Raw genomic sequence first — 11,649 nt, 5'->3', positions numbered from 1 at the left:
TTTCTACACTCCGGCGGGGGTGGGGACCCAGGTTGCCGACGGCGGTCTGCCGTGGCGGTATGACGGGGCCGGTGGCGTTGCGCTCCCGTCGCCGTCGAAGGAGACCCGGGAATTCGACGGGGTCCGCTATGTGCTGGAGCGGGCGATCGTTTGCCAGTTCGCGTTGGTCCATGCTTGGAAGGGCGACCGGCATGGCAACCTCATATACCGGGGGAGCGCCGCGAACTTCAACCCGTTGTGCGCCACCGCGGGCAGGGTGACGATCGCCGAGGTGGAGGAGCTCGTCGAACCCGGCGAGCTCGACCCGGCCGAAATCCACACCCCCGGCATCTTCGTGCAGCGCGTCGTCCACGTCCCCACCACCGAAAAGCGGATCGAGAAGAGGACGGTGAGTTCCCGATGAGCTGGACCCGCGAGCAGATGGCCAAGCAGGTGGCCGCCGAGCTGACCGACGGCCAGTACGTCAATCTGGGCATCGGCCTGCCGACCCTGGTAGCGAACCATCTCCCACCCTGTGTCACGGTCATCTTGCACAGCGAGAACGGACTCCTCGGCGTCGGCCCCTTCCCCTACGACGACGAGGTCGACCCCGATCTGATCAATGCGGGCAAACAGACCGTCACGCTCCTGCGCGGAGCCAGCACCTTCGACTCAGCGACGTCATTCGGCATGATCCGCGGCGGGCACGTCGACGTCGCAATCCTGGGTGCTATGCAGGTGTCCGCCGCCGGGGACCTCTCCAACTGGATGATCCCCGGAAAGATGGTCAAGGGCATGGGCGGCGCCATGGACCTAGTCCACGGTGCCCGGCGAGTCGTCGTGATGATGGAGCATGTTGCCCGGGACGGCAGCCACAAGCTCCTCGACGAGTGCACGCTGCCGCTGACCGGACAGGCCTGTGTGCATCGCGTCATCACCGACCTGGCAGTGATCGACATCGAGCCCGGCATCGGCCTGATCCTGCGGGAGACCGCGCCCGGCGTCACCATGGACGACGTCCGCGTGGCCACCACACCCAACCTCACGATCGCTCTTAGGTGACCGGTTGTTCGGCGTTCCGGGCCGCGGCGGCGTCGCCGTGATCCGGTCTACGCCTGGGTGCTGCTGTCTTCCGTAATAGTCCGCGGCTGGACCGTTACGGAGGCGTTCAGACCTAGATCCGCCAGTAGGGCGGGGATGGTGGTCGACTGTTGACCCGTGGGACGTGAACGGGTGCCTGTCGCGCAGGGAGAATAGGGGCCACCACACCAACACGACATCCCAGACGAAAGACACCCGTCAGGTGACGGGTATACGCAGCACCGGGTCGTCGCGGAAGCCGGCCACGAAGCGGGCGGGACGGCGCCGACGGCTCCGGTCCCTGGCGGGGCAGGGCCAGCTGACGCTGGCTCCCGAGGGCGTGGCCGACCACGCCCTCGCGGTCAGCTTCTATAGTCACGAATATCCCCACGAACGAGCCCGACGGAATCGTCGGCCTCGAGTGCTGGTTCCGCTCCTGCCAGCGGCGGGTCTACGGGCCAGGCAAGCAGGGCGCGGCGTTCGGCCACACCAAAATCACGGTACGGTCGCTGCTGGTCCGCGGGTTGAACGCGCTGGTCGGGACCGTGTCCGCTCCGAATTTCTCCTTAGCAGTGGGCGGCATAACATATTGCTATGGTCGGCAGATTCTCATAATGAGCAAAAAACGAAAAATGCACCGCCCCGAGTTTTTTAGAGACCGGGACGGTTCAGGAGCGAAATATTCACGAAAGCACGAGATGCCTTGCAGGCGCCCTGGACTACTCGTAGAATTTAGGCCATGCGCTCCTCCTATCAACCCAGCTATAAGGCACCAGTGTCGGCGAACTCCCTCTCGGGCCGCATCAATTCGCAGGTCGTTACCCCCGGGGAACTACGGCAGTACGCCGACGCTGCTACGAGGAACCCCAACAATGTCACCGGCAACGCCGCCTTCGAAGCTTCCAGCTTCGCCTTCGGCTTCGGCTTCTTTCCCGCTCTCCCCCACAAAGGCCTGACCGCCCTCGCGCCCTACCTGGCCGCATGTAACGCCTACTGGAACGTCACAGCCTGCTGGACCGATCAGCGTGAGTTCCCTCTGGGGGCTGCGGCCTTCGCCAGAACGGTGGCCGACTTGACGGAAGCGATGGAAGCGGCGGAAGCGGCCTGATAGCAGGGTCGAGTAGCCGGGAGGAATTTTACCTCCCGGCTCTCGCAGAACCGTGCGTGACGGTCTCCCGTCACACGGCTCCTGTCACCCTGGTCACCGGAAGGTCGGGACCCACCGCCAGTGCGCAAACAGGCCCGGGGAGCCCGTGACTGCTCGTTGCCAGGCGGCTGATGCCTTCCTCACGGGTCGCAGCCGCTTGTACTTCTTGCGGATCCAACGCACCAGGTAGGAGTTGATGCGCGTGAAGAGAACGGACAGCGCGGAGCGGTAGAACGCCCCGTAGTACGCCATCCAACCCCGGACGACCGGGTTGATCGTCCGGGCGAGGTCGGCGAGCGTGACGTCGCTGCGGCGGTGCAGGCGCCAGCGGCGGACCTGCCGGCCGAGCGTGGTCAGGGCCTGCCTGCTGATCGCGGGCTGGAACGAGGCGAAGAGCCGCCCGTTCCTGCCACGCGCCGCGCGGGCACGGAAAGTGTACCCGAGGAACGTGAACGCGGTGTGCTCGTGGTCGAGCCGCCGGTTGGCGTCCTTGCAGTACACGATTCTGGTCTTGGCCGGGTGCAGCCGCAGCCCGACCTCAGCCATCCTGTCCTCGACCGCCTGGTGGGCTTGGCGTTCGCTGACGCAGTGGAGCACCGCGTCGTCGGCGTAGCGCTCGAACGGGACATCCGGGAAAGTCCGGGTCATCCACGTGTCGAGGGCGTAGTGCAGGAACAGGTTCGCCAGCACGGGCGAGACCGGAGACCCCTGTGGGGTCCCCCGGTCCCGCATCCGCAGGCTCCCGTCGGATAGCTGAAGCGGTGCCTGGAGCCACCGCTTCACATACAGCACGGCCCACGGGGCGACGCTGTAGGCTTCCACCGCCTTGACCACGAGGTCCCAGCGGACACTGTCGAAGAACGCCTGGACATCAAGATCGACGACTCAGTCGTACTTCCAGCACCGCTGCCGGCATGCCGCGATCGCGTCCAACGCCGACCGTCGTGGCCGGTAGCCGTAGGAGTCCGGATGGAAGATCTGCTCGACCTTCCTCTCCAGCCTGCGGGCTACCACCGTCTGGGCGACCCGATCCGCGACCGTGGGCACACCGAGTGTTCTGACCCCGTCCCCCTGCGGTTTCGGTATCTCCACAGCGAGCACCGGTGGCGGGAGGTAGCTCCCGGACGACATTCGGTTCCAGACCTTGTAAAGGTTTCCCTTCAGGTCCTTCTCGAACGCCTCCAGCGTGACACCGTCCACACCCGGTGCGCCTTTGTTCGCTTTCACTCGCTGATAGGCCTCCCACACTTCCCACTTCGAAATGTCAAACGGCTTCGCCGGTGACTTCAGCTCGCTCATGCAGCTCCTCCCGGAGACTCACCCCGGTTGACCGGACGAACAAACCACAGATGACCCGGCCCCTTAGCTCCCCCTCCATTACAGAGGATTCACCGCTACTACAGGCCGGTCCGCCAGCGCCTCCCCGAGGTTCTGCCTGCCGTATGCGACAGGCCGGAAACACCCAGGTCAGCGCCTTCCCATATTCCACGCGAGACCCGCAGACCAGGCTCATGCCGCCTCCATGCCGGACACCACCTGGCCAGTAGTCGGGTATCCGCCAGGCTCTTCCCGCAGCCCGAAGCATGCCACGGTTTCGATGTCACCTATTTTGTTACGACACGTCAACAGCGGTTCGGGTTCACTCATCTTCCTGGTCCCCAGCTGACGCCTCTCCGGCGCCTTTTCCACATCGCTCACCACGACGGTCTTCAGTCAACACAGCATGTGGTGGTTTGAAGCCTCCCCCCGAAGGGCGACTCCGAAGGGCCATACCTTCATCTCTCGCGCAGCATCAACTCCAGAGCACGCCCTACCCTCCCATCAGCACTCCTTCGTCGTTCATGGCACACGCCTCGGCAAGTTTGCTGACGCGCAGGTGATCGGTGCTGGCTGGGGTTTCTGGTGGGACTGTGCAGCGAGAGGCTGACGCCGGGTACGGGGCTTCAGGGGTACGGGCACGCCACCTGGAGATCGTGGAGGTTCCTACGCCGTCATGATCGACCCGAGGTGTCGTGCCCGCCGTCCCAGTATCGCCGCCTGCCCCTGCTCTCGATCAGCTGGCTGCCGCCGTCGCCGACGATCATCACCATCCGTCGTCGGTGACGGGTCTGCTGGCGGTCTTCGGCCGGGTCCCGGACCCGCGGAAACCCCGAGGTAGACGGCACAGCCTGGCCGTGGTGCTGACCCTGGCGACGTGCGCGGTGCTCGCTGACGCGCGGTCGTTCACCGCGATCGGCGAATGGGCCGCCGATGCCGGTCAGGCGGATGCTCTGCACACCCAGACCGAGACCGCCCGCTGGCTGGTCGGCCGCGGGGTGAAAGCCACCGAGACCGAGGTCGCCTACCTGGTCACCAGCCTGCCGACACATCAGGCCAGCCCGACCCAGTCGGTGGTGCTGCGGTTCCGCGGCGACACACGGAATCCGCCGTACCGCGAAGAGCCGCTCATGCCGTGGTGACGACGACCTTGCCGCGAGCGTGCCCGCGTTCCAGATAGCGCAGACCTTCGGCGACGTCGACCAGTGGGTACGTCCGGTCGATGACCGACGTGAGCTTCCCGTCCTCGACGAGCCGGGTGAAGGTGAGTAGCTCCGCCTGATCCTGACGGGTGGGCAGCGGTCGGAGCCGCTGCCGGACGAAGCCGTTGACCACGATCGCGCGGAGCATCCAGCCGACCGCCCCGACGACGTGGCCGGGTGAACCGCCGGCATTGAGCACGAAGGTTCCCGTCGGGGTCAGCGCCCGGCGCAGCCGGCTCAGTGGCCGGTTGCCGACGTTGTCGAGGATCACGTCGTAGTGGGCGTGCGCGTCGGTGAAGTCATCGGTGGTGTAGTCGATGACGTGTGTGGCGCCGAGCGCGCGGACCAGTTCGACGTTGCGGGTGCTGCACACCCCGGTGACTTCCGCGCCGAGCGCGGCCGCGATCTGGATGGCGTATGTACCGACGCCGCCGGCGGCCCCGTTGACGAGTACCAGGTGCCCGGCCTGGACCCCACCCATGTCGCGGATTCCCCGCAAGGCGGTGGTCGCGGCGATCGGGAGCGCCGCCGCCTGCTCGAAGGTCAGGCCGGCCGGCTTGGGTACCACCGTGTCCGCCGGGGCGCGGGCGTACTCGGCGAATGCGCCTGGGCAGAAGCCGAGCACCTCGTCGCCGGGTCGTAGCACGTGCACGTTCGCGCCGACCGCCTCCACGACGCCCGACGCGTCGATCCCGGCCACACGGTGCTTCGGCCTGGTCAGTCCCATTCCGGGCATGAGTCGCGCGACGAGCGGGTCGCCTCGCACCATGTGCCAGTCGTACGGGTTCAGCGCGGCGGCCCGCACCCGAACCAGTACGTCATCCGGCCCGAGTTCGGGCATGACGACATCGGTCAGCTGCAGGATGTCCGGCGGGCCGAACCGCTCCTGGACGACTGCCTTCACCAGGTCTCCTCTGTCGTCATGCTGGCGGGCCGGAAACGCGAGATCACCCAATCTGCCAGCATGGCGATACTGACAACGGATTGCGCGGCCCACGACACGCCGGCATGGCGATGGTCCCACGCCGGGCTATCGCGAGACAGGATGGCTGGCTGGCTCGAAAGCAGATCCGGTGGAAGTTCGATGAAAAACGCCGTGGCCGTCCAGTCAACTGTGCGGTCACACTATCAAGCTCCGCCGCCGTCCCGATGCGCTGGCGACGGAGCGCCCCTTTCCGAGGCGTGGCCGAGGTTCCGCTCTCCTTCGTGAGCCCGTTACTCCGGTTGCCGGAGAGAGCGGAACAGGAGCCGGCCGAACCGGGTGAGGAGCAGGGCGCCGGAGCCGGCGAGCGCGGCGAGCACGCCGATGAGGAGGTCTCGCGCCGAGTTCGCGCCGAGGACCTGGAGTACCGCGAAGGCGGCGCCGAAGGGCAGGCCGACGACGGTGAGGACGCCGAGCGCCGCGCCGACCTGCTGCCCCTCCTGGGTCTGGGCGATCCGGTTCAGGTCGACGATCTCGGTGAGCACGGCGTCGAACCGCTCGGGCAGATGGTGCTGTGCCTGGTAAGCGGTGAGGATGTCGTTCGCCGGGCCGTGGGCGCTGGCGTCCCGGAGCCAGTAGATGTTGCGGAATCGGGCGGCCCGTTCTTCGAGACGGGCGAGATGACGCGTGAGGTCCTGGGCTTCGAACGCGCGGGCCGCCTCGTCGATCATCTCGGTGATGGCCGCGTTCTGGATCATGCCGATCAGGACCGCGTCGAGGTAGGTGGTGTGGGCGTAGAGCTGGGCGAAGCCGAAGAACGCATCGTCGGCGCCGTCGTCGGGGCGTAGACCGAGAAAGGCGGCGCCGTCCCGGGTGACGAGCCCGCGCCAGTCGGCGGAGAGGATCACTCGTCCGTCGAGGAGCTGGTCGGCGTGGTCGGGATCCGGTGGGTAGTCGGCGTTGGCGGTACGGGACGCGAGATGCCACAGCCAGGTGTCCGCGGTCGACCAGGAGTCGATTCGGACGGCGTCAGCGGGTCGCGGCGGGTCGGCTTCGGGAAGGGTGGGGAAGGTCAGGAACGCGATCGTGAACCCTCGGGCCGACGGCGCCAGGCGGGCCCAGGTGGGCAGCGCCGAGCCGAGGTCGGGGGGTGGGGTCGCACTGCCGCGCCGGCCGGCGACGGCGCGCAGGACGTCGAGGAGCTCGGACCCGCCGGTCTGGACGTGGACATGGACGCGGACATGGACGATGACGAAGGCGCGGTCCGGCCGGTCCGGGTCGGGTAGGAGGATCTCCGTACCGAAGATCGGGTTGTTCGTCTCGCCGGTGGGTGCGGTGCGCTGCCAGCGGCTCGGCCGGTCAGGCGTGCCGTAGAGGATGCGTGCGCAGGCGGCGCTGAAATAGGTGCTGCGCGCGGCGGTGGTCGCTTCGATTTCCTTGTGGCGTAACGGCAGCGGACCTTCCGGCCAGTCCGGGATGCCGGTGAGGAAGGCGGGACAGACGACCACGAAGGAATGCCGTCCCGGACGGTCTACCGGTAGAATTCGTCGACCTCCGGAAGGTCCAGTCTGATCACGAAATGGGCTCGACCGGTGGACGGGGCGACCTCGAAACGCACACGCTCCCCGACGATGATCGTGCGGAATCCTTCGGTGACGATGTCGCTGTAGTCGAAGCCGTGGATCTCGCCGGTCTCGTCGTCGCGAACCAGGTAGGTCGCGGTGACCCGGTGGGGTCCGCTGCCCAGCGGTTGGCGATCGACGATCCGGCCGAACCGCTGCCCGCTGTCCGGCACGCCGGTCATGGTCACGCGACCTCCCGCACGCAGCGGAACCCGACGGCGTTACTGCTGCCCCGGCGTAGGTACAGGGCCTTCGACGAGGTCTGCACCGCCCGGTACGGGTTGTCGTAGGAGCCACCGCAGATCACCGCAGAGTTGATCCCGTCGAACACGGTCTCGGTCCATTCCCACACGTTGCCGGACATGCCGTGCACCCCGAACGGGGACAGGTTCGCCGCATGATCGGTCACCGGAGTCGGGGCGCAGTCCCGCAACCGGCCACCGTCGATCTCCTGCTTCCAGACCTCGTAGGTCACCAACGGCCGGCCGCTCCACGCGTCGGCGCAGTTGACCGCGGCCAGGTCGACGTCGTCTCCCCAGGGGAACAGCCGGCCGTCCGTGCCCCGGGCGGCGGCCTCCCACTCGACGCAGGTCGGCAGCCGCTTGCCCTCGAAGCGGGCGAAGGCGTAGGCACTCCACCAGTTGACGCAGTTCGCCGGGTAGTTGTCGTACGCCGGATCGGTGAAGTACTCCGGGTTCCGCAAGCGTTCCCGCCATGGTTCGTGGGTGTGGCCTGACGGAGCGCCCGGATGATCCCACTGCGCGCAGCCCTGCTCGGCGACCGCGGCGAGAAACGCCTTGTACCGCCCGACCGTCACGGGGAACTCGTCGAACAGCACCGGCTTCTCGATCTTTCGGAGGAGGAGGCGGTGGCTCGGCCCGACCAGGTACGTCGCTGCCGGGAGCGTCCGCGGGGGCGCGGGGATCGTCTCGGCGCCGAGGTGGACGAGGAACTCCCGGACCTGCTCGGTCAGAATCGGTTCGGCGTTGCTGCCCGCGGCTTCCCGTCCGGCCGCGGTCCGCAGGTAGCGCGCGGCGAAATACTCCTGGAAAACGGTGTGCACCAACGCCACCGTGCCGGCGCCGGCCGGGCGGAACAGGGGCGCGAGCAGGAACGTCTCCAGCGTGACCCGTCCCTCGGCGAAGCATTCGATGCCGACGTGGGTGCAGAGGTCCGCCAGAGTGAACACCGCCTGATCGGCCAGGAATGCCGGGCCGAAGTAACTCTCCAGCCTGGGCCGGAGATCGGCGAGCCCGGCGGTGTTCAGGATCTGCCCGATGCGGGCCGGCACCAGGTCCACGAGGTGCCTGGCCGCATCCGCGGCGGGCCTCCGCGCGAGCTGGCCGGTCTGCTGAGCAAGCCGCAGTTCCAGCGGCGAGACCGAGTAGACCCGCTCGTCCGCGTGCAGCTTCAGGTCACCGAGCCGGACCACGCTGAACTGCGGAAGCTCCAGCGGATCGACGCCGTTCGCGTGCAGCTGCTGGACGAGCTGCTCCGAGATCAGCGACGAGCTGTTCAGCAGCCGGCGGACCTCGGGCGAGTCGGCGAGAAACGAGTAGCGGGACGACATCACGACCGTCGACTCCGCCGACAGCGCCTGCGAGACGTCGGAGAACACACCGAGGAACGCCTCCAGGCTCGTGTTCGGCACCGCCTCATCGATCGCGTCGAGCACGCACAGCACGGAGCCGGCCCGGATCAGGTACAGGAAGACGTCGAAGACCCGGTTCCGCGGAACCCTCATGTACGGGTTGAGGGTCCGGGTGACAAAGTCACCGAACTCCTCCTCGGGTTCCTTCAGGCTCATGTCCAGGTAGAAGCGGTAGCGATGCCGTGCGGGTTCCGAACCGTCCGCCGCGAGCTGCTTCAGCAGCGTCGTCTTCCCGCTGCCCGGACCACCGATGACGAGGATGTTCGCCGAGGTTCTCACGAGGCGGCGCAAGATCTCCCCGGCGTCGGACGTCTCGGTGACCGTCATCTCGCCGGTGTGCTGGTCCGCTTCCAGCACATCCCCGGCGATCCTGAGCGGCTCTCCGTCACGGGGTCTCGTCTCCGGGTAGCTGACCGTCAGGGCGGACAGGTGCGACGGTACGTCGACGATCCTCTCCACAAACCGCTCGTAGGCCACGATGCGGATCTCACCGTCCGCGAACGGCGCCACATCCTCGGACGGCTCGTCCTCGACGATCAGGAACCGGGTGTGCTTCGGGAGCTGGGTACTGAGGATCTCGCCGCCGGTCGTGGTGAGAAGCTGGTTCAGCTCTTCCAGGCTGCGACTGAGCATGATCTCCACATACTCGGCCTGCAACCCGATCTGCCGGCAGAAAAGCTGGTAGACGGTGCTCTCGGACAGTTCGAACCGCTTGATCGCCTTGTACCCCAGCGTCGCGTATAGGCCCGAGAGGAACTCGGCCTTCCGCTCGACTAGCAGATCAAGGCTGGGCGCGTCACCGATGATCGCGGTGACACCGGTGCTGGTGAACCAGTCCAAGACGTCCAAGAGCCGGCGCACGGCGAGAAGGCCGTCCTCCTCGGCGATCTCATAACCGTCATGCGACGAGCGGTTCCGAAGCCGCTGGATGTCGGTGAACGCGTTGATGACGTTGGTGCTGCGGATATGCGGCCGGCAACCTTTGATCAGATCGTTCAGCGCCTTGCCGGACGGGTCGCCCGGAACCTCATGATGGGTCCACAGCTGCTTCAGCAGCCGTTCGGCGATCTTCCCGATGAGCGAGACGGTGTTCTCTGGGTAGCCGTCACCCAACGACTTGATCGGCCGGGTGAAGTCGAGACCAAGATATCGCGCGATCCGATCATGACCGTTGAGCTCGCCCTGCAGCCGATGAAGACGGTCATCGACGGTCTCGGTCACGAGACGGTCCTCCTCCGGGTACCGAGCACGAAGGCGAACCGGTCGGGAAAGAACAGCACCGGTTCCGGATGGCAGGCGTCGATCTCGGCCACGCCTGCTTCGATCTAGTCATCCTCGAACGTCGAGAGCAATGACATGTACCGACTGCGCACCATCGCCAGGTACCGGTCCTTCGGGATGCTCAACGGGTAGTCGCGGTACGTAAGACTCGCGGTCAGGCCCGCATCGCGCATGTGGTCCGCGATGTCGGCAGGGTCCGGCTGCAGCTCCTCGAACCGCTCCAGGGCCGCGACGAACAGCGGGTACGAGATCCGGGTCGGCAACATCACGATGAGGAAGCGGCCGCCGTCGGTGAGCCCGGCGATGACCCGCGGGCGGTCGGCGGGGGCCACGTGGTGGATCGGCTCTTTGATCATCACCACGTCGAGCGAACCGGGCTCGACGGCCGTCGTCGCGTCGGGGCTGGCCGCGCCGACGAGCTGCTCCGCCGAGGCGTGCACCGGGCGAAGACCGGGATCCGAAGGCAGCTGGCTCAGCATCCCCTCGGACGGGTCGGCGCACAGGATCGGCGTCAACGGCCGGACGATCTCGAAAACCCGGCGGGTGTACAGTCCCGTCCCGCACCCGACGTCGATGATCCGATCGTGGGAGGTCAGGGTGAGCGCCCCGGCCATCTCCCGGGCCATCCAGTCGAGGAAGGCGTCGCTGTAGGTCCAGTTCTGGTCGTACGCGTCGGCGAGGCGCTCATAGTGCGCCGACGTTCCCGGCTCCGCCAAACTGGATCACCTCCCGCCCTACAACCCAGGCGGATCGTAACCGATCGGCTCCCCAACGGCTCCGGATTGGGACAAGTCGGCCAACGAGCGTGACGCCCTGCCACCGACTCTGGGACGTAAACGGGAACTCTGTTCGTCCCTCCGACGACCACGGTTCTCGCGAGAGTCGAGCCGGGCCAGCAGGTCGGCCAACTGTCTGGCGTTGCGCTGCGCATAGTCGGCATAGCAGTTGTTCATGAGGACGTGGGTCGTGGCGACGCCGTTCGCCAGCTCCCGGATCCTCGGGGCCCATGCGCGCAGTTCGTCCTCGCTGTAGCGGTAGCCGAAGCGTTCGTGGATGTCCTTGCTCGTCCACCGCTCGCTGTGACCGTGGAACCGGACAACCGCGAGATCGGCAGTCGCGGCGAGCACCGGCGGAATCGAATTCGGATAGCCCTGGGGAATGTCGACGCACACGTACGGAATCGCCTGAGAGGCGAGGAAATCGAGTGTCTTCTCACGGTTGCGTTCGTCCATCCAGGTGTGGTTACGGAATTCCACGCAGATCCGCACCGGCCGGCACCGGCGCTGGCACTCCAGGATGTAGCGCTTGTTCGCGGCGCTGATCGGAAACCACTGCGGGAACTGGAAGAACAGGGCGCCGAGCTTGCCGGCCTCGGTGAGCGGTGCCAGCGCGGTGAGGAACCGCTCCCACACCTCGTCGACGACGTTGGCGTCCAGGTCGCGGACGTA

General features: G+C 66.8%; 12 protein-coding genes and 1 pseudogene. 4 read left to right on the top strand and 9 right to left on the bottom strand.

What is annotated here, in order from left to right:
* The 3 genes from AC08OJ_RS10715 to AC08OJ_RS10705 all read left to right on the top strand — a co-directional run.
* Positions 1–403, top strand: a 403-nt coding sequence (locus AC08OJ_RS10715; RefSeq protein ID WP_476595654.1) for a CoA transferase subunit A, incomplete at its 5' end; no start/stop codon positions are given.
* The gene (locus tag AC08OJ_RS10710; protein ID WP_476592484.1) at positions 400–1,041 is read left to right on the top strand and encodes a CoA transferase subunit B; all 642 of its coding nucleotides are present in this window, start codon (positions 400–402) and stop codon (positions 1,039–1,041) included. The genes AC08OJ_RS10715 and AC08OJ_RS10710, both read left to right, overlap by 4 nt.
* 757 nt (positions 1,042–1,798) lie before the next feature.
* The gene (locus AC08OJ_RS10705; protein ID WP_476592485.1) at positions 1,799–2,167 is read left to right on the top strand and encodes a hypothetical protein; all 369 of its coding nucleotides are present in this window, start codon (positions 1,799–1,801) and stop codon (positions 2,165–2,167) included.
* A gap of 93 nt (positions 2,168–2,260) precedes the next feature.
* Here AC08OJ_RS10705 and AC08OJ_RS10700 read toward each other — a convergent pair whose 3' ends face one another.
* From AC08OJ_RS10700 to AC08OJ_RS10690, 3 genes and pseudogenes are all read right to left on the bottom strand, one after another.
* Positions 2,261–2,563 (bottom strand): group II intron maturase-specific domain-containing protein, encoded by a 303-nt coding sequence (locus AC08OJ_RS10700; protein WP_476595655.1) that lies wholly within the window; start codon positions 2,561–2,563, stop codon positions 2,261–2,263.
* A gap of 84 nt (positions 2,564–2,647) precedes the next feature.
* Positions 2,648–3,076 (bottom strand): annotated as a pseudogene (locus AC08OJ_RS10695) (reverse transcriptase domain-containing protein); the annotation flags it as partial.
* A gap of 15 nt (positions 3,077–3,091) precedes the next feature.
* Positions 3,092–3,505 carry a hypothetical protein gene (locus tag AC08OJ_RS10690; RefSeq protein WP_476592486.1) on the bottom strand — a complete coding sequence of 138 codons (414 nt, stop codon included), beginning with the start codon at positions 3,503–3,505 and terminating at the stop codon, positions 3,092–3,094.
* Between the two features lie 713 nt (positions 3,506–4,218).
* Between AC08OJ_RS10690 and AC08OJ_RS10685 the strand changes: the two genes are divergently transcribed.
* Positions 4,219–4,665: a transposase family protein gene (locus tag AC08OJ_RS10685; RefSeq protein ID WP_476592487.1), complete on the top strand. Its 447-nt coding sequence runs from the start codon at positions 4,219–4,221 to the stop codon at positions 4,663–4,665.
* On the opposite strand, the gene AC08OJ_RS10680 is transcribed toward AC08OJ_RS10685, so the two are convergent.
* The 6 genes from AC08OJ_RS10680 to AC08OJ_RS10655 form a co-directional block, all read right to left on the bottom strand.
* Positions 4,652–5,629 carry an NAD(P)-dependent alcohol dehydrogenase gene (locus tag AC08OJ_RS10680; RefSeq protein WP_476595653.1) on the bottom strand — a complete coding sequence of 326 codons (978 nt, stop codon included), beginning with the start codon at positions 5,627–5,629 and terminating at the stop codon, positions 4,652–4,654. The genes AC08OJ_RS10685 and AC08OJ_RS10680 overlap by 14 nt on opposite strands.
* Before the next feature lie 311 nt (positions 5,630–5,940).
* A complete protein-coding gene (locus AC08OJ_RS10675; protein WP_476592489.1) occupies positions 5,941–7,155 on the bottom strand; it encodes a hypothetical protein in 1,215 nt (404 codons plus the stop codon).
* Between the two features lie 23 nt (positions 7,156–7,178).
* Positions 7,179–7,451: a hypothetical protein gene (locus AC08OJ_RS10670; protein WP_462188237.1), complete on the bottom strand. Its 273-nt coding sequence runs from the start codon at positions 7,449–7,451 to the stop codon at positions 7,179–7,181.
* 2 nt (positions 7,452–7,453) lie between these two features.
* Positions 7,454–10,141 (bottom strand): SUMF1/EgtB/PvdO family nonheme iron enzyme, encoded by a 2,688-nt coding sequence (locus tag AC08OJ_RS10665; RefSeq protein WP_476595652.1) that lies wholly within the window; start codon positions 10,139–10,141, stop codon positions 7,454–7,456.
* A 104-nt stretch (positions 10,142–10,245) separates the two neighbouring features.
* Positions 10,246–10,917 carry a class I SAM-dependent methyltransferase gene (locus tag AC08OJ_RS10660; protein ID WP_476592491.1) on the bottom strand — a complete coding sequence of 224 codons (672 nt, stop codon included), beginning with the start codon at positions 10,915–10,917 and terminating at the stop codon, positions 10,246–10,248.
* A gap of 18 nt (positions 10,918–10,935) precedes the next feature.
* Positions 10,936–11,649 (bottom strand): DUF72 domain-containing protein (locus AC08OJ_RS10655; RefSeq protein ID WP_476595651.1); only part of this gene is annotated, 714 nt, incomplete at its 5' end.

It is taken from the genome of Frankia sp. CgKIO3 (genome assembly GCF_977946435.1).
Note: the sequence above shows the minus strand (reverse complement) of the source record. Positions and strands in the feature narration are given on the sequence as shown.